The 23214-nt window shown below is 44.7% G+C and carries 20 protein-coding genes; 9 read left to right on the top strand and 11 right to left on the bottom strand.

The features are described from left to right. Positions 1–215: 215 nt before the first annotated feature. The 5 genes from hutH to hutC form a co-directional block, all read right to left on the bottom strand. Entirely contained in the window at positions 216–1748 is a 1533-nt protein-coding gene (hutH, locus tag QWZ07_RS15500) for a histidine ammonia-lyase (protein ID WP_192853395.1), read from the bottom strand. Between the two features lie 14 nt (positions 1749–1762). Beyond that, positions 1763–3457 carry a urocanate hydratase gene (gene hutU / locus QWZ07_RS15495; protein WP_192853394.1) on the bottom strand — a complete coding sequence of 565 codons (1695 nt, stop codon included), beginning with the start codon at positions 3455–3457 and terminating at the stop codon, positions 1763–1765. Between the two features lie 66 nt (positions 3458–3523). Beyond that, positions 3524–4570 carry a formimidoylglutamase gene (gene hutG, locus QWZ07_RS15490; RefSeq protein WP_192853393.1) on the bottom strand — a complete coding sequence of 349 codons (1047 nt, stop codon included), beginning with the start codon at positions 4568–4570 and terminating at the stop codon, positions 3524–3526. Beyond that, complete coding sequence (gene hutI / locus QWZ07_RS15485) at positions 4557–5807, bottom strand: imidazolonepropionase (RefSeq protein WP_192853392.1); 1251 nt, start codon at positions 5805–5807, stop codon at positions 4557–4559. Before hutI ends, hutG begins: the two co-directional genes overlap by 14 nt. Positions 5808–5920: 113 nt before the next feature. After that, positions 5921–6634 (bottom strand): histidine utilization transcriptional repressor HutC, encoded by a 714-nt coding sequence (gene hutC, locus QWZ07_RS15480; RefSeq protein ID WP_054542290.1) that lies wholly within the window; start codon positions 6632–6634, stop codon positions 5921–5923. A 181-nt stretch (positions 6635–6815) separates the two neighbouring features. On the opposite strand from hutC, the gene QWZ07_RS15475 reads away from it, so the two are divergent. Further along, positions 6816–7559, top strand: a complete 744-nt coding sequence (locus QWZ07_RS15475) for a sporulation protein (protein WP_192853391.1) — start codon at positions 6816–6818, stop codon at positions 7557–7559. 113 nt (positions 7560–7672) lie between these two features. Here QWZ07_RS15475 and QWZ07_RS15470 read toward each other — a convergent pair whose 3' ends face one another. Then, entirely contained in the window at positions 7673–8656 is a 984-nt protein-coding gene (locus QWZ07_RS15470) for a DUF3187 family protein (RefSeq protein ID WP_192853390.1), read from the bottom strand. Between the two features lie 403 nt (positions 8657–9059). On the opposite strand from QWZ07_RS15470, the gene thrS reads away from it, so the two are divergent. From thrS to QWZ07_RS15440, 6 genes are all read left to right on the top strand, one after another. After that, on the top strand, positions 9060–10988 hold the full coding sequence (thrS, locus tag QWZ07_RS15465; RefSeq protein ID WP_029223062.1) for a threonine--tRNA ligase: 1929 nt from the start codon (positions 9060–9062) through the stop codon (positions 10986–10988). Then, positions 10985–11542 (top strand): translation initiation factor IF-3, encoded by a 558-nt coding sequence (gene infC / locus QWZ07_RS15460; protein ID WP_425471748.1) that lies wholly within the window; start codon positions 10985–10987, stop codon positions 11540–11542. The genes thrS and infC overlap by 4 nt, the downstream gene beginning before the upstream one ends. A gap of 104 nt (positions 11543–11646) precedes the next feature. Continuing rightward, positions 11647–11841 carry a 50S ribosomal protein L35 gene (gene rpmI, locus QWZ07_RS15455; protein ID WP_004738430.1) on the top strand — a complete coding sequence of 65 codons (195 nt, stop codon included), beginning with the start codon at positions 11647–11649 and terminating at the stop codon, positions 11839–11841. 42 nt (positions 11842–11883) lie between these two features. Further along, positions 11884–12237: a 50S ribosomal protein L20 gene (gene rplT / locus QWZ07_RS15450; protein ID WP_004733517.1), complete on the top strand. Its 354-nt coding sequence runs from the start codon at positions 11884–11886 to the stop codon at positions 12235–12237. Positions 12238–12412: 175 nt separating this feature from the next. Beyond that, positions 12413–12730: a N(4)-acetylcytidine aminohydrolase gene (gene yqfB, locus QWZ07_RS15445; protein WP_048659526.1), complete on the top strand. Its 318-nt coding sequence runs from the start codon at positions 12413–12415 to the stop codon at positions 12728–12730. Positions 12731–12770: 40 nt separating this feature from the next. Continuing rightward, positions 12771–13205 (top strand): hypothetical protein, encoded by a 435-nt coding sequence (locus tag QWZ07_RS15440; RefSeq protein ID WP_102311486.1) that lies wholly within the window; start codon positions 12771–12773, stop codon positions 13203–13205. A 113-nt stretch (positions 13206–13318) separates the two neighbouring features. Here the strand turns inward: QWZ07_RS15440 and QWZ07_RS15435 are convergent, their stop codons facing one another. The 5 genes from QWZ07_RS15435 to QWZ07_RS15415 form a co-directional block, all read right to left on the bottom strand. Beyond that, entirely contained in the window at positions 13319–14557 is a 1239-nt protein-coding gene (locus QWZ07_RS15435; RefSeq protein WP_192853389.1) for a leucine-rich repeat-containing protein kinase family protein, read from the bottom strand. 124 nt (positions 14558–14681) lie between these two features. Beyond that, positions 14682–16256, bottom strand: coding sequence for an ABC-F family ATP-binding cassette domain-containing protein (locus QWZ07_RS15430; protein ID WP_192853388.1), 1575 nt, complete (start codon positions 16254–16256; stop codon positions 14682–14684). Positions 16257–16745: 489 nt separating this feature from the next. After that, a complete protein-coding gene (locus tag QWZ07_RS15425) occupies positions 16746–17324 on the bottom strand; it encodes a TetR/AcrR family transcriptional regulator (RefSeq protein ID WP_192853387.1) in 579 nt (192 codons plus the stop codon). Further along, a complete protein-coding gene (locus QWZ07_RS15420; RefSeq protein ID WP_192853386.1) occupies positions 17321–18757 on the bottom strand; it encodes a coniferyl aldehyde dehydrogenase in 1437 nt (478 codons plus the stop codon). The genes QWZ07_RS15425 and QWZ07_RS15420 overlap by 4 nt, the downstream gene beginning before the upstream one ends. A gap of 288 nt (positions 18758–19045) precedes the next feature. Next, positions 19046–19750, bottom strand: a complete 705-nt coding sequence (locus QWZ07_RS15415) for a class I SAM-dependent methyltransferase (protein WP_192853385.1) — start codon at positions 19748–19750, stop codon at positions 19046–19048. 424 nt (positions 19751–20174) lie between these two features. On the opposite strand from QWZ07_RS15415, the gene speA reads away from it, so the two are divergent. After that, on the top strand, positions 20175–22082 hold the full coding sequence (gene speA, locus QWZ07_RS15410) for an arginine decarboxylase (RefSeq protein WP_065680285.1): 1908 nt from the start codon (positions 20175–20177) through the stop codon (positions 22080–22082). Then, entirely contained in the window at positions 22082–23011 is a 930-nt protein-coding gene (speB, locus tag QWZ07_RS15405; protein ID WP_065111167.1) for an agmatinase, read from the top strand. The genes speA and speB overlap by 1 nt, the downstream gene beginning before the upstream one ends. Positions 23012–23214: the final 203 nt, after the last annotated feature.

Raw genomic sequence — 23214 nt, 5'->3', positions numbered from 1 at the left:
AGTCATCAAATCTGGGGTGGATTATAGCTAACTAACTTCGTTCTAATGGTCTATCCAGTTAACTTTGCTTATATATCAGTCAATTAGATAAATACGTTGGATGGTATGTGACGATTTTAAGGGAGATATGGCCTTTGGCTCAATGCAACAAGGGCTAATTAATAGCCCTTGTTTATATGATACTTTAATTGGTGTCGACTAAAGTATTTTAAGTACTAGAAACTGCACAAAGTACCTTCTGGCATTAAGTGGTTATGAACGGATAATTTGAGTAACAGGTTAGCTTGTTCAATATCCGGTGCAAAATATCTGTCTTTATCGTAGAAGCTGACTTTTTCACGCAAAATCTGTTTCGCTTCTTCCACACGAGGAGAAGATAGATTCGGAGCGCGGAAGTCTAGCCCTTGTGCTGCTGCCAAATATTCTACTGCCAATATCCCACGGGTGTTTTCAGCCATGTATCTAAGCCTACGAGCGGCAAAGGTGGCCATTGATACGTGGTCTTCTTGGTTTGCAGAAGTAGGTAGGCTGTCTATTGACGCCGGATGAGCTAAGGTTTTGTTCTCACTTGCTAATGCTGCTGATGTTACTTGAGCAATCATAAAACCCGAGTTCACGCCGCCGTTATCGACCAAGAAAGGCGGTAGTTTGCTTAGTGCGCTATCAATCAGCAGCGCCATTCTTCGCTCTGACAAGCTACCGATCTCGGCAATGGCCAATGCAAGGTTATCGGCTGCCATTGCGACGGGCTCTGCGTGGAAGTTACCTCCCGAAATGATGTCGCCATCGTCGGCGAAAACAAGCGGGTTGTCGGATACGGCATTTGCTTCAATCGTTAAGGTCTCTGCTGAATTACGAATCTGGTGTAAACAAGCACCCATCACTTGAGGCTGACAACGCAGTGAGTAAGGGTCTTGAACCTTTTCACAACAAGTGTGTGATTCACCAATCTCACTCTTTTGGTCAAGCATATGGCGGTAAGCAAGTGCTGCATCCATTTGGCCACGATGACCACGAACGCGGTGTATACGAGGGTCAAACGGACGACGACTACCCAGCGCTGCCTCGACCGACATTGCACCACATACGGTTGCAGACGCGAATAAGTCTTCTGCTGCAAACAAACCTTCTAATGCAAAGGCAGTTGATGCCTGAATACCGTTTAACAGCGCCAGACCTTCTTTAGGTGCTAGTGTTATAGGCTCCAAGCCTGCGATCTGCATTGCTTCTAAGCCCGTGATGATTTTGCCGTTGTGGCGTGCTTGGCCTTCACCTAGCAGTACCGTACTCATGTGGGCGAGGGGAGCAAGATCTCCTGAAGCACCCACAGATCCTTTTTGTGGAACACATGGGTAAACCTGTGCGTTCACAAGATCGATAAGGGCATTAATCACTTTGAGGCGGATACCCGAGTAGCCACGAGACAAGCTGTTAATCTTTAACACCATCATCAAGCGCACAGTTTCATCAGACATGAATTTACCAATGCCTGCCGCGTGAGAAAGCACGATACTTTTCTGTAGTACTTCTAAATCTTCAGGGGCTATTTTGGTATTCGCTAACAAGCCAAAACCTGTATTGATGCCATAAACGGTGCGATCTTCAGCAATCACTTGCTCGACAACGTGCATGCTCGCTTCAATATCAGGAATCGCTGCTGGATCGAGTGATAGGTTCACAGGGCTACGGCTAATCTTACGCAGTTCAGGTAGGCCAAGAAGTCCTGGCTTAAGTAATAAATTCAACATGTTTTCTCCAGAAATTAAAGGCGACGAAGTTCTTCGTTTAGCATAGGCAAATCAAGCTTCTGTTCTTTAGCACACTGCTTGGCAATATCGTAACCCGCATCAGCATGACGCATAACGCCAGTAGCCGGATCATTGTGAAGTACGCGAGCAATACGCTGTGATGCATCTTCACTGCCGTCACAACAAATCACCATTCCTGAGTGTTGCGAGAAGCCCATGCCAACGCCGCCACCGTGGTGGAGAGAAACCCATGTTGCGCCGCCTGCAGTATTTAGTAGAGCGTTCAATAGAGGCCAATCTGATACAGCATCTGAGCCATCCATCATGCCTTCTGTTTCACGGTTCGGGCTTGCGACTGAGCCTGAGTCTAGGTGGTCACGACCGATAACAACCGGTGCTTTCAGTTCACCATTTTTAACCATTTCATTGAATGCTTGGCCTAAACGTTCGCGATCTTTCAAACCAACCCAACAAATACGAGCTGGTAAACCTTGGAACTGAATGCGTTCACGTGCCATATCTAGCCAGTTGTGTAGATGTGGGTTATCTGGAATCAGTTCTTTTACTTTTTGGTCTGTTTTGTAGATGTCTTCTGGGTCACCAGAAAGGGCAGCCCAACGGAACGGACCGACGCCTTCACAGAATAAAGGTCGTATATATGCGGGAACGAAACCTGGAAAATCAAATGCGTTTTCCACACCTTCTTCCAGTGCCATTTGGCGAATGTTATTGCCGTAATCTACGGTTGCAGCACCACGGTACTGAAGATCTAGCATAGCTTGAACTTGAATCGCCATGGACTGCTTAGCGGCTTTCACTACTTTCGCTTCATCAATGGTTCGTTCTTGCGCTGCTTTCTCCATCGTCCAACCTTGTGGCAAGTAGCCGTTCAGTGGATCGTGGGCAGAGGTTTGATCGGTCACTACGTCAGGCGTGATATTACGTTCAACTAACTCTGGGAATACATCAGCAGCGTTGCCTAATAGGCCAACAGAGATTGGCGAGTCTGATTCTTTAATCATTGCCATCGCTTCATCAATGCTGGTGGCTTTTTTGTCTACATAGCCAGTGCGCAAGCGGTAGTCGATTCGTGATTCATCACATTCAACCGCGATCATTGAGAAGCCAGCCATAGTTGCAGCAAGAGGTTGAGCACCACCCATGCCGCCAAGACCACCCGTTAGAACCCACTTGCCGTTTGCTTCGCCTTGGAAGTGCTTTTTCGCGATAGCAACAAACGTTTCATAAGTACCTTGAACGATGCCTTGTGAGCCAATGTAAATCCAGCTGCCTGCTGTCATCTGGCCGTACATCATCAAGCCTTCTTTATCGAGCTCGTTGAAGTGCTCCCAGTTCGCCCAGTGTGGAACAAGGTTAGAATTCGCGATCAGTACGCGGGGTGCGTTTTTATGAGTCGGGAACACACCTACAGGTTTACCTGATTGAACAAGTAACGTTTGCTCGTCTTCTAAACGCTCTAATACTTCAACAATCTTGTCATAACATTTCCAGTCACGCGCCGCGCGACCGATACCGCCATACACAACCAGTGCATGTGGGTGTTCTGCCACATCAGGGTCTAGGTTGTTCATCAGCATACGCAGTGGTGCTTCTGTTAACCAAGATTTAGCGCGCAAAGTGGTGCCATGAGGTGCGCGTATTTCGCGAGTCGTGTCGAGACGAGGGTCACTGTTGTGGTGTTCCGTCATTTTGGAATTCCTTCTGTTTCACGTTATATCGTTGTAGTTGTAGTTGTAGTTATCGGTATAGCTGGATTAGTCGCTGGCCATTGCACTGGCTATATCCCAACACAAACGTGCCGCCAATCGAGCCGTTTGGCCATCGATGTCGTAGTCTGGGTTGTATTCCGCAATGTCCGCGATAATGAGTTTTTCACTGTGTTTGAAAATCTGTTCTAGAAAAGGAGCGAGTGCTTCATAGCTCACGCCTCTTGCCGCTGGTGCACTTACGCCCGGCGCAGTCGCCGCTGGGAATACGTCAAGGTCGATAGTGAGATAGAGGTAATCACACTCAGCGATGAATTTTTGCAACTTAACCAGTTGGGCGACTTGGTTTACTTGGGTCATGTTGCGGTCGTGTTCATACCAAACACCCAGTTGGTCAGCTTTATTAAATAGCGCTTTGGTATTGCTAGCTGCACTTACGCCAAGACAAGCGTATTGGAATGGCCACTGATGCTTGTGGCAGTAATCGCTGATCTGGTTAAAAGGCGTGCCTGAGCTCGGTTTAACGTCAGCGATGTTGCTTTCAAATTCACGAAGATCAAAGTGAGCATCAAAGTTAACGATGCCTATCTTAGGTTTGTGTATTGGTTGATCTTTATCAAGGCGTTTTGCTTTATCTAAATGCTCAGCGAGCCCTTGGAACGATGCCCAAGCAACCTCGTGACCACCGCCAAGGGTAATCACTTTGTTGGTTGATAAAGCATTAGCAATAACAGAAGCACACTGTTTTTGACTGACTTCGAGCTGACCATCATTGCACTCGATATCACCAAGGTCCGCAATGTGAGCGTCACTGTGCCAAGCCATATTCGTCAGAGCTTGGCGAATCAGGTTAGGTGCTTGTTTCGCGCCCACTCGACCTTTGTTTCTTGCAACACCTGCATCGCTGGCAAAGCCTACCAAGGCGATGGCGTGGTCATTAAGCTCGTCACTTAAATCACTATGTTGCACTTGTTTGGTAATGTGATGTACGCGTGTGCCGAGTGCGCCATCTTCAAGATCATTGCGTCCCGTCCACACAAAGTTATGTACGGTTTCTGCGTTCTTTTGAATGCCGTTGGACTTAGATTGAGTCATGACACACCTCGCCATTAACAATGCGTTTATGCAGATGAGGAACACCAACTTGATAGCTCAGATCTGCTGGGTGATCGATATTCCAGATAGCTAAATCAGCGGCATAACCAATTTCAATTTTGCCTTTAGTTTGTGAGTCGCCAATAGCAGCTGCAGCATGACAAGTCACACCGCGCAGCGCCTCTTCAGGTGTTGTACCAAACAGGGTGCAGCTCATGTTCATCATCAGCGTCAAATCAGCAAAGGGAGACGTGCCGGGGTTTAAGTCGGTCGCAATCGCCATTGGAATGTTGTGTTCACGAAGCAGGGCGATGGGCGGCTGTTGAGTCTCTTTTAGGAAGTAGAAAGCACCGGGTAGCAAGGTGGCAACTGTGCCTGATTCCGCCAGTGCCTTGACTCCGGTTTCATCTAAGTACTCAACATGGTCGACAGAGAGTGCACCGTATTTCGCTGCAAGCGCACTGCCACCCATATTAGAAAGCTGTTCTGTGTGGCCTTTAATCGCGAGCCCATGTTCTTTGGCTGCTGCAAATACACGTTCGGTTTGTTCTAAATTGAAGCCGATAGATTCGCAGAACACGTCAACTGCATCGGCGAGTCCTTGCTCTGCAGCTTTAGGAATGATCTCTTGGCAAACCAGATCGATATAGCTGTCCGGTTGTTCTTTATATTCTGGTGGTACAGCATGGGCAGCAAGGAGAGTAGTGGTGATCTTAATTCGGCGATGATTCTCTAACGCTTTAGCTGCGCGTAACATCTTGAGCTCACCTTCAAGACTTAAACCATAGCCTGATTTTACTTCGATGCTGGTGACGCCACTTCTTAGTAGGCCATCGAGTCTAGGCAAAGCCATTTCAACCAGTTCAGACTCTTGAGCTGCGCGTGTTGCAGTGACTGTCGCTAGAATGCCGCCGCCTTGCTTAGCGATATCGGTGTAAGAAACACCATTCAAACGCTGCTCAAACTCGTTGGCGCGATTACCCGCAAATACGAGATGAGTATGGCAATCAATTAACCCAGGTGTTACTAGCTTGTTTTTGCAATCATAGGTGATGTAATCCGCAGAGCTATCTGTACTCAGTTGTTCTAATTCAGAAGCAAGTGCCTCGTGGTTTGAACAAGAGATGGACACGATCTTACCGTTTTCGATAACGATATTTTGAGGGGAAGAGGGCTGATAGCCATCGGCTCCCGAACTCATGGAGACCACTCGTGCGTTTTTGAGGATCAAATTCATAATCACCTAGATCTTTGCTAAACATTAAATGTATATACAAATAAATAGGCTAAACGCTGACCCGAATCAAGTTGATGTTGCAAAAATGTGATCGGCGATCAGGATGATGTTCTTTAATCTAGAAGTATCTTGGAGCTTAATTTGTACTTAGAGCCAGGATGGTAGAGCAATGCAAAGCTGATGAGGCGCTCTTTGCTCCATGTTCTTCTATTCAAAAGTAGGCAAGGCTCTGATTCAGAAAGTTTTAGTGATGTTCTGATTTTAGAGTCAGGAATAATGGCTTCAACCGTATGCTCGATAGCACTCAACGGGCAGTTTTTTGAAAGGTATTCGTTGGGCGTAGAGGTTGAAAAGTCTTGCTCTAGATATTTTGGGGCGGCTTGAGAGTTCACCCAACGCGCTTCCAATTGTATTGGTGCGTTGTCCGCAAAGTGGATGATTTCACTATAGAATACCTCTGCGTTAATCATTACGCCTAACCGTGTGGCGGTGCTTTCATCAGCCTTAATGCTATCGTGTTTGATAACTTGACTAGTATACGTTTGGCCTCTGTCTTTGATCTCTTGCGCGATGTTGTTGATATCAAGCAGGGGAGATTGCGCCTTTTCGTCGGGTTCACAAACAAAAGTACCCAGCCTTGGCTTCCTAATGAGCTTGCCTTCAGACACCAGATCTCGAATGGCTTTATTGACCGTCATTCGACTCACATTGAACTGCTCTGTGAGTTCGAGTTCTGTGGTTATCTGGTAACCCACTGGCCAGTGACCACTGGTGATATTGTCGTCTATGAACTGTTTTATCTGAAGGTAGAGCGGCGCTTTCGACATAATGAAACCTTATTTGACTATACAAATAGAGTAACGGAATTTTTCACGATTTCAACATTTCCTCGGGCAATGTGACCTTATTCAACATAGATAGGGCAAATTGCTTGATTCTGTGAGGCAAGTGTCGCAAATTGTCACGCAATAACTATTCGTAAATCAGATAATTAGAAAGGGAAATAATATGTTTAAGAAATTAAAGGCCTCGTTGGGCATCGGTGCCGCAAAGGTTGATACCGTCTTAGATAATATTGAAGTTTTCCAAGGTGGAGAGTTGTCTGGCAATGTTCACATTGTTGGCGGCGACGTTGAGCAACAAATTGACCTGATCAACTTAGTTCTTAACACAGAAGTAAAAGTAGAAACGGAAGACAGCACCAGCTACGAAACCTTTTCACTGGGTCGTATTCAAGCCGTAGAGCCTTTCGTGATCCAACCGGGCGAAACCAAACTGGTTCCATTCCGTCTTAAACTGAATGATGAAACGCCGGTTACTGCGTTGAACGCAAAAATGAATCAGTGTCACGTGTGGGTAGAAACCAACCTAGATATCGGTTTCGCGATTGATCCTAAAGACCGCGATTTTATCTCCGTACACCCACTGCCAACAGTTGCTAAAATCATCCAAGGCGTGGAAGCATCAGGTATGGCAATGGTGAAAGCTGATGTAGAGAAGGGCTTCTTGAAAGGCAACAGCTTTGCTTCTCGTTCTGGCTGTTACCAAGAGATTGAATTTCGTAGCGGCGGCTTTATGAATAATAAAGAGATCGAGCTGTCATTCATCGTTGAAGGCTCAATGGTTCACTGCCTAGCAGAAATCGATCGCTCAATGAGCTTCCGTGGCGATCAATACATCTCATTCAGCCTGCCTGCTAATGCCGCCGATTCAGACATTCGCAACGCAGTCTCAAGAATTATGAGTGCATAGTTGCCTCTATTAGTAGTTACTCTTTCTATTAGTAGGGACAAGACAGTACGATTTCTAAAGCCGAACTTTTTAGTTCGGCTTTTTTGTTTCTACTCTCTCGACCTGAAACGTGTTTACCACTGATGCCGATAGGCCAATTGGAAGGCAACGTCGGTAGAGTTATCCATATTGAAGATGTTTTCGATGATGGATATCTCGATAGCTGAACGTTGCATTAGGTAGCGATACCCAAGCATTATTTCATTAGCGGCTTCTGAAAATTCAGTGTCACCACCTTCTGCACCTTCATACCAACGATACTCAAGGTGTAACTCATGGTTTTCAAATAGCGTGAGTTGATAATCGCCCATCCATGACCATGTCGTTTTCTTATGTGAAAAGCCATTTTCTATCTCTCGATTAGACTGATTGGCGAACCCTAAGCTTGTGTAAAAGGTATTGATGTCGAGTTGGTAAGCATAGTTGAATTGAGCGCTTTGCTCGTTGCTGCTTCGTTCGAAGGCGCCGTGGCTGACATTGTTATGATAGAGGGATACGCCAAAGGATAAGCCGTGGTTTTCAAGGTCTATGATTTGGTATTGAGTGTAGAGGGTGAAAGCGTTAGTCAGCGTGTCGCCAGAGAAATCTCTAGTATTTATGTCGTGGTCTGGCGCGTAAATATCAAATTGGTGTCGGTCTTTTCGATCTCGTCCAGCTTGGTCGAGGCCAAGTAAATCGTGGTAGTTGATGGTTATTTTATCGAGGTGATTGTTAGCAGCGTATAGCCAGCGATAATTGAACTCGACTTGCCATGCTGTTGTTAGTTGCCATTTCAGGCCTGTTTGAAGTTGGTTCTGATAATAGTCTAAATGATAGTCGTGAGAGTTAGCCCAGATACTTGCGGCGGTTAAAGAAGCAAACACTTCAACCTTATTTTCTTCGAGTGGAAAGCCAGAGCGGAGCGTTGGAGTAAGACGAACTGACTGTAATGGTGCTTGGGTATAACTGATTAGCGGTCCGTAATCTTTGTTGGCCCATGCGGTTGGAATAAAAACAACAGTTGCTATTAGTAATGGTAAAAGTGGTTTGAACGATATAACAGTGGCCTGTTTTTCCATATGCATCTCATCCGCATTCCGTTGCTTCTATATAGCTTAGCTCTAAATAACTCGTTTGTAAGAGATAAGTTGGAAGAGCGAACTCAAAAGAGATAGGAGAATTAGTTGAGTTGATACAGCTTGATTGGAAAGAGGGTTCCAAGGAGCAAGGAAGTTAACACTACTAAGATAAAACCTTATGAAACGAAGTGGTTGGAGAGCGTGCAGATTCTCTCTGTCATTGTCATTTCATATAATTTCGTTACAATGTTCGGCTACTCACAAATGGGGCATCTGTATTTGCTTCTATGTGGGTATCTTTATTATGCATATATCTCCGATCAACATACTCGTTGATTGAAAAACATATATTAAACATTTTCATGTGTTGCTTGGTGTGCAACACCACTGTAAAGGACAAATAATGCCAATTATTACTCTTCCTGACGGTAGTCAGCGTCAATTTGACAACCCTGTATCAACTCTAGATGTTGCCCTATCAATCGGTCCTGGTCTTGCGAAAGCAACCATTGCTGGTCGTGTAGACGGCGAGCGTGTTGATGCTTGTGATCTTATCGAAAACGATGCAAGCCTAGAAATCATCACAGCTAAAGATGAAGTTGATGGCCTTGAGATCGTTCGTCACTCTTGTGCTCACCTTTTAGGTCACGCGATTAAGCAGCTTTTTCCAGAAGCGAAAATGGCGATAGGTCCTACCATAGATAACGGTTTCTACTACGATATCGACCTTGAGCACTCTCTAACGCAAGAAGATCTAGAAAAGATTGAAAAGCGTATGAAAGAGCTAGCGAAGACCAAGTACCAGGTTGTTAAGAAGAAAGTTAGCTGGCAGGAAGCGCGTGACGCATTCGAAGCTCGCGGCGAGACTTACAAAATCGAAATCTTGGATGAGAACGTTTCTAAAGACGATCGTCCAGGCCTGTACCACCATGAAGAATACATCGATATGTGTCGTGGTCCACACGTTCCACATATGGGCTTCTGCCAACACTTCACACTACTTAACGTAGCGGGTGCTTACTGGCGTGGTAACAGTGACAACAAGATGCTTCAACGTATCTACGGCACTGCATTCCACGACAAGAAAGCGCTTAAGGCTCACCTCGTGCGCCTAGAAGAAGCGGCTAAGCGTGATCACCGTAAAATCGGTAAGCACTTAGATCTATTCCACATGCAGCAAGAAGCACCAGGCATGGTGTTCTGGCATCACAACGGTTGGACTATCTTCCGTGAGCTAGAAGTATTTATTCGTCAGAAGCTGACTGAGTACGATTACCAAGAAGTTAAAGGCCCATTAATGATGGACCGTGTTCTTTGGGAGCGTTCTGGTCACTGGGATAAGTACGCTGAAGCGATGTTCACGACTTCTTCAGAGAACCGTGAATACGCGATCAAGCCAATGAACTGCCCTGGTCACGTTCAAATCTTTAACCAAGGTTTGAAATCTTACCGTGATCTACCGCTACGTATGGCTGAGTTCGGCTCATGTCACCGTAACGAGCCGTCTGGCGCACTTCACGGCATTATGCGTGTTCGTGGCTTCACTCAAGATGATGCTCACGTATTCTGTACTGAAGACCAAGTTCAACAAGAAGTTAAAGCTTGTATTGAAATGGTTTACGATACTTACACAACTTTCGGTTTCGAAAACATCGTTGTTAAGCTATCTACTCGTCCAGAACAACGTGTAGGTTCAGACGAAATGTGGGACCGTGCAGAGGCCGATCTTAAGCAAGCGCTTGAGGCGATGGAGATTGCATACGAGATTCAAGAAGGCGAGGGTGCGTTCTACGGACCTAAGATTGAATTTACTTTGCATGATTGTTTGGACCGCGCATGGCAATGTGGTACAGTGCAGCTCGATTTTGCATTACCAGAACGTTTAGGTGCAACTTACGTAGGTGAAGATAACGAGCGTCACACGCCAGTTATGATTCACCGCGCGATTTTAGGTTCACTAGAGCGCTTCATCGGTATTCTTATTGAAGAATACGCTGGCTTCTTCCCAACGTGGTTGGCGCCAGAACAAGCAATTGTTATGGGCATTACAGACAAACAGTCTGAATATGTACAAGAAATTGCGAAAAAACTGCAAAAAAGTGGATTTAGAGTCAAAGCAGACTTGAGAAATGAGAAGATTGGCTTTAAAATCCGCGAACATACTTTGAAACGTGTACCGTTCATGCTTGTGTGTGGTGACCAAGAAATGGAAGCCGGCGAAATTGCAGTACGTACACGTAAAGGTAAGGACCTTGGCAAATTTAAAGTGGATGACTTTATTTCATACATCCAAGCCGAGGTTTCAAGCCGTAAGCTCAATCTGGAGGAATAGCTATTAAAGGCGGAAGACGTGGCCAACAACCGGCCAAACAAAACCAGCACCGTTTAAACGGTGACATTCGTGGCGTTCGTGAAGTGCGTCTAACTGGCGCAGACGGCGAAGCTGTTGGTGTAGTAACAATCGCTGAAGCGATGGAAGCTGCAAATGAAGCTGGTATGGATCTTGTAGAGATCAGCCCTAACGCCGAGCCGCCAGTTTGTCGTGTGATGGACTACGGTAAGTTCCTCTTCGAGAAGAGCAAAGCTGCGAAAGAGCAGAAGAAAAAGCAAAAGCAGGTTCAGATCAAGGAAATTAAATTCCGACCTGGAACTGATATTGGAGACTATCAGGTAAAACTACGCAACCTGACTGGTTTCCTTGAAGACGGCAACAAAGTGAAGGTAACAATTCGCTTCCGTGGCCGCGAAATGGCTCACCAAGAAATCGGTGTTGACGTTCTTAATCGTTTGAAAGTAGATACTGAAGAATTTGCAGTTGTCGAATCTTTCCCAACGAGAATTGAAGGTCGCCAGATGATCATGGTGTTGGCCCCTAAAAAGAAGTAATTAACGGCTTTGCAAGTAATTAAACCCTGCAGCCTCAGGTTGCGGGGTTTTATTCGCCCTAATTACTATGTTATTAACAACTCAACAATGCGGAGTTATTCATCATGCCTAAGATGAAAACCAACAAAGGTGCTGCTAAGCGTTTCCAGAAAACTGCTGGTGGTATTAAGTTTAAGCACGCTGGTAAACGTCACATCCTGACTAAGCGTACTACTAAGAACAAGCGTCAGCTTCGTCCGAACTCGATCCTTCCTAAATGTGAAGTTGCTCAAGTTCTACGTATGATGCCATACGCTTAATTCTTTTTAGTTTATAAATTCGTTTAGTTTAGGAGAAGCATAATGCCTCGCGTAAAACGTGGTGTACAAGCTCGTGCACGTCATAAGAAAGTTCTAAAACAAGCTAAAGGTTACTACGGAGCACGTTCACGTGTTTACCGCGTAGCTTTCCAAGCAGTTACCAAAGCTGGTCAATACGCTTACCGTGACCGTCGCAACAAGAAACGTCAATTCCGTCAACTTTGGATTGCACGTATCAACGCGGCATCTCGTCAAAATGGTCTATCTTACAGCCGTTTCATCAATGGCCTTAAGAAAGCATCTATCGAGATCGACCGTAAGATTCTTGCTGACATCGCAGTATTCGACAAAGCAGCATTTGCTGTTCTAGTTGAAAAAGCGAAAGCATCTCTATAATTTAGAGTTAGCTTAAAGGTTTAATAAAAGGAGAACTTCGGTTCTCCTTTTTTATTGCCTGCTATTTGGCTTTGCTGCATTCTCTCGCATCTCGCATCTAATTTTTATTCGCTTGAACAAGCATTCTGGTATATAAACATTTACCTAACCTTTAAATGTTAAGCGACCGAGATAAATGACCGCACCTACTACTATGACGTTCTTCGAACGTTTTGAAACCGATATCCTTTCAGGCAAAAAGACCATTACTATTCGCGATGAATCTGAGCGCGATTACCAGCCGGGCAGTGTTGTAGAAGTATCCACGCTAGAGCAGGGACGTGTATTCTGTAATCTTAAGATCATTAGCGTTGAACCAATCCTGTTTGATGACTTAGGTGAGTTCCATGCTCAGCAAGAAAACATGACGCTAGAAGTCCTGAAGGGGGTGATTCAAGATATCTACCCAGGGATCTCTGAACTTTATGTTGTCTCTTATGAGTTGGTAGCTTAAGCCTGATTGGATTAGATTGACTAGCTAGGGATGGCGATTTATGAGTAATAACCAGCAGACACTACTTCAGCTTTACTGTCGTGAACAGCAAGACCAAACGTTACTGTCTAAGAATGACCTTGATAGTGAACTGAGCGAGAGTGCCGATTATTTAAAGTGGTGCGAGAGCAAAAGAAACTTTGTTGAAGAAGATGTCTTAGGGCGGACTTGGGTAAAAAGTTGCCCAGCAGGGTACATTACCGAGGTTCACTTTCATTCTGATGGTAGTCTCACGGAATATCGTTTGTTTGACCGATTTGAAACCGAAGGTCATTGGTTGCTGAAAAGCGGGTTGCTGCAAGTCGAAATCAATAAAGGTGACAATCGTTACCAGTTTGATGTTGTCGCGTGTAAAGACCTCAATATCCACTCTGCGGTTGAGTATAAGAACGGTGAGCTACATTCGTACTTGAAACTTGTTCAAGTTGAAAGTTAAACGCTGATTCGTTTTATGAGCAAATAAAAAGCCAACAGTGATGTTGGCTTTGTTGTTTTCAATTCGACCGAGTACTTCTGAACAATGAACAATGAACAATGAACAATGAACTATTAAGCTTCGAAGTTCGCCAATTTAGTATAAAGCTCGCGGTCTTGGTCTTGCTTTGCACATACGGTCAATAGGTCTTCAATAAAGTACTTGAGAGCGCGAGCTTCGATTTGTCGAATGCCTTGTTGTTGCTCTTCAGTTAGGTAACCGTAGATAGTCGCTGCTCCAAAATCGCCAAAGATCATTTGGCCTTGCTCATTGACTAGGGTGTTGTGCGCATACAAGTCACCGTGACAAACCTTATTGGCATGAAGGTGTTCAAACACATCAATCATTTGTTCGGTAATGCTGTTGATCTGAGCAATTGAAAGCTCGAAGCCTTCGTTGAACGTATCACGAGTACAACTTTCAAGAGTAGGGGGCAAGCCTAGGTTGTAATAGTTGCTCGGGATAAGCTCCATCACCAATGCTAGGTAGTTCTCTTCATCAACTTGAGCGATAGACTTCACTAGGTTGCTATGATGACCAGCTTGAAGGCACGCTTCGAGTTCATCGTGTGGGTAACCGTCGCTTGTTACTTCGCCTTTGAATACTTTAACCGCCACTTCTTGTGGGAAATCAAAGTCACCATTTAACCAGTTAGCATGAGAAATCACACCAGACGCACCTTGGCCCAGCACTTGATTGAGTGAGTAGCATTGTGAGCTTACGGCAGGCACGCTATCTAAGCTGCTTGGGTGTTTGCAAAACGGGTTACCCGCAAACGCTAACCAAGCCAGTTTTGGTAGCTTGATAAGGAACTCTGGGAATTCAGTCAGTTGGTTTGCAGACAGACGAACCAGCTCAAGGCTTGATAGGTTTTCCATGCTTTCTGGTAAAACGCGAATCTTGTTACCTGCCAATGCCAGTTTCTGTAGTCGTGGTCTTTCACCCAACGAGTGAGGGAGAACCTCGATCGCATTGTCGGTCAGGATTAACCAACGTAGTTGGATCGGCAGAGACTGCTCGCTAACGGTTTTGATTTGGTTGGTTTTGAAGCCAACCATTTCGAGCTTAGGAAGTGACCCCAGAACATCAGGCAGGTGCGTGAACAGGTTATTCGACGCGAAGATAATACGCAGGTTAGTCAGCTGTGATAACTCTTCTGGTAAATCTGACAGCTGATTGCCTGAGAGGTCTAGAATCTCAAGAGAATCAGCAAGTTCCAAGATCTCTAAAGGAAACTCGGTGAGACCTTCTGACAGTTTTAAGCGTTTAATACCTTTAAGTTGCCCTGATTTAAGTTGTTCTAGAGTATGCAAACCTTAGCCTTATGAATAGATGTTCGAGGCGCGTAGTTTACTTGTCTCAATCGAGAAAGGCGAGCATCAGTAATGAAGCTCGCCTAACTGGCTGAGGTTTAAGACTCAAGATTTAGGGATATGACTAAAGCTGGATATGGTTTTGGCTGACGCCGACCTCCTCAACAAAGTCACTGTCATGACTCACCAAGATAAATGCGCCTTGGTATTCACGCAAAGCGGACGCCAATATTTGCTTTGAGTCGATGTCTAAGTGGTTGTCCGGTTCATCGAGTAATAGAAGCGGGGTGTCTTGCTTATGGCTAACGATCAACATCGCCAGTTTCATTTTTTCACCACCACTTAAATGAGCCACTTTTCGGTATACAGAGTCTCGCCTGAACCCAATCCCTGCCAACAAGGTTCGTGCGTCACTTTCTGTTAATCCAAAGCTGTGTGTCATCAAGCTATCGAACATGGTGTCGTTGGTGTCTAACAGACCAAAGTGTTGATCCAAGTATACCGTCGCCCCTAAGCGCTTAATGGATCCAATATAGTTCGAGTGTTGGTCATGAATGGCTTTTAACAGTGTCGATTTTCCGCACCCATTAGCCCCAGTTAGATAACATCGTTCCCCTTGTGATAGAGAGAAGCTAATAGGAGCACCAGAACCAAAGCTCAGGCGACACTCTTCAACGGTCAATAGTGAGTGTTTTTTAGAACGATTCGCTTGTTGTAGGTACAACGCTTGTGGCTTCAGTTGCTCTTGCTGTTCTTTAAGAGATTGAAGCTTATGTTGGTTTTGATCCTTTAAGTTCTTGTGGCTTGTTGCCGATGCACCTTGGGTTCGCCCTGCTTTATCTTTCATTGCATCCAATAATATCTTGGGTTGACTACCCGATTTTCGGAGTCGGTTACCTTGAGCTTCACGTTGTTGTGCTTTTTCCTTGTTAGTCTGAGCTTGGCGCTCGAGTCGTTTCTTCTCCGATTGATGATGCGTTATCTGCTTGTCCAGTGCTTCACTTTGACTCGACATTTGCGTGAAGTAATCATCGTAGTTTCCTTTGTAGAAACGTAATCCCAAACTGTTGAGATGATAGATCCCTTCCATGTGTCTCAACAAGCTTCGATCGTGACTGACGACAAGTACTTTTCCTTCAAACAACTGGTACTGTTCCAGTAACCAATTGCGCCCGTCGCTATCCAAATGGTTTGTAGGTTCGTCGAGAATCAGTATGTCGTGGTTTAATGCGAATAACTGATGAAGCTGTAAAAGGGCAAGTTGCCCACCACTCAATGTATGGCACGGTGTGGTCAACCCGCTGGTTATTTTCAATGTGGCTAAAAGTTGCTTTGTGTTCGCTTGTAAATCCCAATCCTCGCCAACGATATTGAAGTGCTGAAGTTCGCAACTGCCTTGTTCTATGGCGTGTAATGCGTCTAACTTTTCGGTGATCCCCAAGAAGTCAGCAATGCTGGTTGTGCTATCCAATAGCTTTGAAGGCAACTGGGAGTAAAAGCCGATCGAGCCTTGTCTGGAAACACTGCCTGATGTGGGTTGTGTTTGCCCGACCAGTAACGAAAGCAGTAGTGACTTTCCAGCCCCATTTCTTCCGACTAAGCCTGTCAGGCGACTGCTCAAACTAAAGGTGATGTCTTTGAATAACCACTCACCAGTATCGAGTTGGAATGAGAGATTGTTGGCTAATATAGTAGGCATAAAATACCTCCCTTTACGTGTAAACGAGTAAAAGGGGTGAGGCGCTTTTCTACACAGACTCCCACATAGGAGTCTAAGAATAGATCGCCAAGACGTTACTTAGGTAGATGACCAATCAAAGATAGAAAAGCTGCGCTGAGATAATTTCTGTCTTTGAGGTACAGTTCTGCAAGATACATGTTGTCAAAATACGGATCTTTAAGAACTTGATTTGTCGCGAAAATAGATGACGAAGTAACGCCCACTAACCCCGAGTGTCCAAATGATTTTTATAAAAATAAATCGGATGTCAGGATGTTAGTACTTCATTATGGCGTTATTCTCTTTTGAAATGATGGTGGGATGTTACTGAAAGAGGGTGCTTAAAGTCAATATGGTGATGTGATTAAAATGTATCCAAATAATTAAAGCGCCTCATGCCTATATAGATATAACCATGAGGCGCTTTAGAGTGTTCTTTGAAAGCAAGAGCTTCAAAGAATTTGGAAATTACACGTTTTGTCCGCCGACAGCTCGCCAACACATGTCAAAGCTATCGCTGATGTATTTGCCTGACTGCTCTGGTGGTAACTCATTCTGCTCAATCAACCAGTTTGCACAAATCAAAAAATGGCTGTGGATGAAGTGCCTAACAAGGTTGATGTCTAACACCATCAGCTCACCAGTTTCTTGTCCTTTCAAAATGATCTCGTCTAACGATGCGAACATCTTTGAAACAATCACTTCTCGAGTTTGAGTCGTCGGGTCGAAATGAACATTGGTGAAAAACTTCATCGCAACTGGATTTTCTAACGCCCATTCAAGCCCTGTGATCCACATGAACTTAAAGGCTTGGTAGCGATCTTGTTCAGCGATTTCTGTGTGCTGGTCAAGGGTAGAAAATAGCTCTATTTTCAGTTCACGAAACAGTTCATCAATCAGTAGAGATTTGTTCTCAAAGTGATGAAACAGTGTCGCCTTTGCTACGCCTGCTGTTTTCGCTATTTGTCCTGTAGATGTGCCCTCGAGCCCTTGCTGAGAGAAGAGCAGGAGTGCAGCATCTAGGATTTTTTGCCTTTTCGTAATCATCTATTTAGTACTTTGAACAGAATCTTTTTAATTGGATTGTTGTAAGGAGGGTGCATTAACTTGGTGAAGTTAATTTTTCCTCTACTTAGAACTGTTTTGGCATGGCTAAAGGTCTTAAAGCCTTCAATGCCGTGGTAGTGTCCCATGCCTGAAGGGCCAATGCCACCGAACGGCGCGTCTTCTGCTGCTACATGCACTAGAGAGTCGTTAATACAAACACCGCCAGAATGCGTATTCGATAAGAACTGGTCTTGAGTCTGCTTATCATGACTCATCAGATACAGAGCAAGTGGACGTTCTCTTACTGTGATGTAGTTGATTGCTTCTTCAATAGTGTCATAAGGCACGATAGGCAGAATAGGGCCAAACAACTCTTCTTGCATTGCGACCATGTCGTCGTTCACTTTGGTTAGAAGGTGTGGCGTCATTCTGTGGTTCACATCATCTTGTGCTTGCTCGGTGACAGTGTGAATAACCGCACCTTTAGACTGAGCATCTGCAATCACACCCTTCAAACGATTGTATTGGCGCATATCGATCACTGAGGTTAAGTCTTTGCTTTCAATGCCTGCTTTATATAGTTTTTTGAAGTACTGCTTATAAGCTGCGATGAACGCGTCGGCTTTTTCTCGTGGCAATAAGATGTAATCGGGCGCCACACAAATCTGACCAGCGTTTAAGCTTTTTGCAAACAGGATGCGTTCAACGGCGTCAGCGACATCAAAGTCCGGAGCAATAATCGTTGGAGACTTGCCACCCAATTCCAAAGTTACTGGCGTTAAGTTGTTGGCTGCTGCTCTCATTACGTGCTTACCCACAGAGGTCGACCCTGTGAATAGAATATGATCAAACGGGAGTTGGCTAAATTTCGCGGAAACGTCAGCTTCACCTTCGATAATCGCAACCTGATCTTCGTTAAATCCTTCAGCCAACATGGCTTTCAAAACTCGGTTTGTCGCAGGAGTGAACTCCGACATCTTGAGCATTGCAGTATTACCTGCCGCCAACGCAGTGATGAGGGGCCCTAAAGAGAGCATCACCGGGAAGTTCCAAGGAACAATGATACCGACAACACCCACTGGCTGATAATGAACGGTGATCTTCGCGGGTGTCAGCATTAAGCCTGCTTTTCTGCGAGATGGCTTCAACCATTTCTTAAGGTTCTTCAGGCTGTAATTGATCTGGTGAAGAGAAGGTGTGATATCAGCAATCAAGCTGTCGTGTTTTGCTCGGTGGCCATAATCTTCAGACACCGCATCAATCAATTGCCCTTGGTTGCGCATTAGCAACGCTTTTAATTCCGAGAGGTTTTTTCTTCTCTGCTCAAGCGCCGGATTAACATTACTGCGGTAGTGATCTTTTTGTCGGTTGAATATTTGATCCATGTCGTTGATGTTCGACGTGGTTGGTTCAAGGTCTAGATTATGGCTCATAGTATCCCCTAAATTCGAAAGCTGACCGATTGGTTGGTCGGTTAAAATTACAAGAAGATTGAACCGAATACAAGATATGTGCGAGAAAAGTTTATTTTTTGTTCAGTTGCACGTTGTTTGTTCGAAGGGGAATTGAGGAAAAGTGGCTTAGACGTTGGGTGATAATAGCTATCGTAAGAAGATAAGAAGATAAGAAGATAAGAAGATAAGAAGATAAGAAGATAAGAAGATAAGAAGATAACGAGTGCCTTTAACGGAATCAAAGGCACCAAGATAAGCGTTTAATGACTACGCAGGGGCTTTCTCACAACGGATAAAGATAAAGTTAACGTTTTTTGACAGTCGCTCGTATGTCGCTTGAGAAATTTCTTTAGCTTTCTCATCGATAGTGCCTTCCGTGATGTTTGAAATCAGCAAGCCTGATTGAGTCACCGCTTGGCAAAGTTCGGTTAAAGAACGGCGGTAGAAGCTCACTTGAACGGGGGTACCTACCGTGTTCCACTCTTCTTGAATGAATTCACGCTCGTAGTAATTACCAGAAATCGTACATTCAAAGTCAGCAAAAGGGTGGTGTGTTGAAAAGACGATGTAACCACCGGGCTTAAGGACTCGATGAATATCATCAAAGACGGGTATTAGATCTTCAATGTAGTGCAAGACTAGCGGACACACGATGACATCGGCACTGTTGTCTTGTTCATTCGGTAGGCCAAGGGCTGCATCTTGAGCGTAAGCTGAAACATTTTTGATTTGTTTTCCGTTCACCAAGTCGACCATATCCTGAGAGAGATCGGTGCACGTCACTTTATTCGCGCCTTGGTCAATAAACCATTGTGCGTAAATACCAGATCCACAACCTAGGTCGACAATATCCATGTCTTTTACATCGTCTAGTAAGGCTATGGTTGATGGGCGTTCTAATAGGGCATTATAAATATTATCGCGAGCAGCAGAGTCGTATTGCTTTGCGTAGGTGGTGTACATTTCGGACATGATTTAGCACTCATCAATAGGCATGGGATAACAGGATACAAGGTATCGGGATGATAGCGACAGTTCTGGTAGATAAGTGGTTATATTTGTCACAACCCTGACTTAACTTGACCAGATTAGCCAAGAATTTTATGTGTCTTTGGTATTTTATTCACCTGATTTTTTGTTAGAAAGTGCTTTAAATCTAATGCGCTTCAGCCTGTTTTTTGGCCTAAAACCTTGTAATACCTTACCTGTCACTTTAAGTCGGTTCGACGATAAAGAAACGTAATCGTAACCACAAATATCAATGGTTGGACTCACTCTTAATAATATCGGTTAATGCAGCCAACAAATCGTTTTTGAACGTTTTTTGTTGGGTTATACCTCGCTATTCCAATGAGGTATCTTCTGTCGATGGCCCTATAGTGTGAGGTCTCTAGAATTGGAAAATTCGGTTAATTTGGAACGCATCCGTGCTGAGTATAATGTAAAGCACTGGAGCCAAGGTTTTTATGGAATTGATGATAATGGCGAGGTGTATGTTTCACCGAGCGAAACCGATCATCAAGTTCCTCTTAGTCAGATCGTAAAACAGTTAGAGCAGCGAAATATTGGTTTGCCTGCTCTTGTGCGTTTTCCTCAAATAGTGCATCAACGTGTGCACAATATCTGTAACGCATTCAACCAAGCGATCGACGAATATCAGTACGACAATCGTTACCTACTTGTTTATCCGATTAAAGTTAACCAACAAAAAGAAGTGGTTGATGAGATTTTAGCGAGCCAAGCTCAATTAGAGCAAAAGCAGCTAGGACTAGAGGCGGGCAGCAAGCCTGAACTATTAGCGGTATTGGCACTGGCTCAAAAAGCAAGCTCAGTGATCGTGTGTAACGGTTACAAAGACAGAGAATACATCCGTCTTGCGCTGATTGGTGAAAAGCTAGGTCATAAAGTTTTTATCGTTCTAGAGAAGCTATCAGAGCTTGATCTTGTTCTTTCTGAAGCGAAAGCGCTTGGCGTGAAACCTCGTTTAGGTTTGCGTATTCGTCTTGCATCTCAAGGCGCAGGTAAATGGCAAGCAAGTGGTGGTGAGAAGTCGAAGTTCGGCTTGTCTGCATCACAAGTGCTGACCGTTATTGAACGCTTGAAAGCAGAAGATCAGCTTGATGTTCTAGAGCTAGTACACTTCCATCTTGGTTCACAAATGGCCAATATTCGTGATGTACGAAATGGTGTGAGCGAAGCGGCTCGTTTCTACTGTGAACTGCGCGATATCGGTGCTCAATTGAAGTACTTAGATGTTGGTGGTGGTTTGGCGGTTGATTACGACGGTACACGTAGCCAGTCTTCAAACTCAATGAACTACGGCTTGCTTGAGTACGCTCGAAACATCGTAATGACAGTAGGGGATATCTGTAAGCTCTACAATCAGCCACAACCTGTGATCATTTCTGAATCTGGCCGTTCGTTGACTGCGCATCACGCTGTGCTTGTTACTAACGTGATCGGTACAGAAAGCTATTCTCCGGAAGATATGGCTGCGCCTGAAGCTGATGCACCAATGTTGCTAAACAACATGTGGAAGAACTTCTTAGAGCTAGATGCGGGTAATGATGACCGAGCGTTGATCGAGATCTACAACGACACGCAGAGTGATATCGCAGAAGCGCACAACCAATTTGCCACAGGTATGCTGAATCTTCAGCACCGTGCTTGGGCAGAGCAGATGTCTTTGCGTATTAACTACGAACTTAGCTCTCGTATGAGTACTAAGAACCGTTACCACCGTCCTATTTTGGATGAGTTGAGCGAGCGTTTAGCCGACAAGTTCTTCGTGAATTTCTCGCTGTTCCAATCGTTACCAGACGCGTGGGGTATCGATCAGGTATTCCCTGTATTGCCTCTAAGTGGTTTGGATAATGCGGACGAGCGACGCGCTGTAGTACTAGATATCACATGTGATTCTGACGGTACGATTGACCAGTATGTTGATGGCCAAGGTATTGAAACAACGCTGCCAGTTCCTGCATGGAACCCAGATGAACCATACCTAATGGGCTTTTTCTTAGTAGGCGCATACCAAGAGATCTTGGGTGATATGCATAACCTATTTGGTGATACTCACAGTGTCGTGGTGAATGTTGATGAAAGTGGTCAAGCTAATATCGACTACATCAACGAAGGCGATACGGTTGAAGACATGATGCGTTATGTTCACATTGATACAGATCTGATCCGCCAGAACTACAAAGATTTGGTCACGGCGAAAGTACCAGCACAAGAGCAGCAAAGCGTACTTGAAGAGTTAGAGCAAGGCTTGATGGGTTACACCTATCTTGAGGATTTTTAATGAACGATCTATTTACCAAACCAGATTACTCGCTGTACTCCAACGCGATGACTTTTATGCGTCGTCCATTGGTACAAAACCCAATTGATAACGATGCTGATGTGGTTGTGTTGGGCGCTCCGTTAGATATGGCGACGTCGGGTCGTCCGGGCGCTCGTATGGGGCCTGATGCGATTCGTCGTGCGTCGGTAAACTTGGCGTGGGAAGGCAAAAAGTTTCCTTGGGACTTCAATGTATTTGAACATACCTCGGTGATTGATGCTGGCGATCTTGTGTTTGATTGCGGTGATGCTGAAGATTTAACTCAGCGTTTAGAAGCAGCCGCTGATGCGATTCTAAAAAGCGGTAAAACATTGTTAGGTTTAGGTGGCGACCACTTCATTACATTGCCTTTGCTAAGAGCATACGGTAAGAAGTACGGTGAAATGGCTCTGATTCATTTTGACGCGCACACTGATACTTACAGTCAAGGCAGCCGTTACGATCACGGCACTATGTTCTACCATGCGCCAAATGAGGGTTTAATATCGCCTGAGCATTCTGTGCAAATTGGTATTCGTACAGAGTATAAGCAGGAAGGTCACGGCTTTAATGTCATCAATGCGATGCAAGCGAATGACATGAGCGTGGATGAGATCATTGCTCAAGTAAAAGGTATTGTTGGTGACAAACCTGTTTATGTAACGTTTGATATTGACTGTCTAGACCCTGCGTTTGCACCGGGTACTGGTACGCCTGTGTGTGGTGGTTTGAACTCAGATAAAGTTCTGAAAATCATCCGTGGCCTACAAGGTATCAACATGGTTGGTATGGATGTGGTAGAAGTCTCTCCAGCGTATGACCAAAGCGAAATTACGGCTCTAGCTGGAGCTACTATCGCACTTGAACTGCTTTATGTTTGGACGGCGAATCGCCTCGCTAAATCATAGTGTTTGATTGTTAACAGTGTAACGCTACATACTGATTTTAAAGCCCACTAAGGTTCAACTTAGTGGGCTTTTTTATTTTTGGTGGTGGACAAATAGAGTAACTCATTGTTGGAAATGAGCAGCTTCTCCCTGTTATGAATTAATGCGCTATCAGGTGTGGCTTATGCAAGTCGTTTAATTGATTCTGGATAGAAATACATCAT

Origin of the sequence: Vibrio lentus (assembly GCF_030409755.1) — a bacterium.
GTDB classification, from domain to species: Bacteria; Pseudomonadota; Gammaproteobacteria; order Enterobacterales; family Vibrionaceae; genus Vibrio; species Vibrio lentus.
This window is presented reverse-complemented; position numbering and strand designations above follow the sequence as displayed.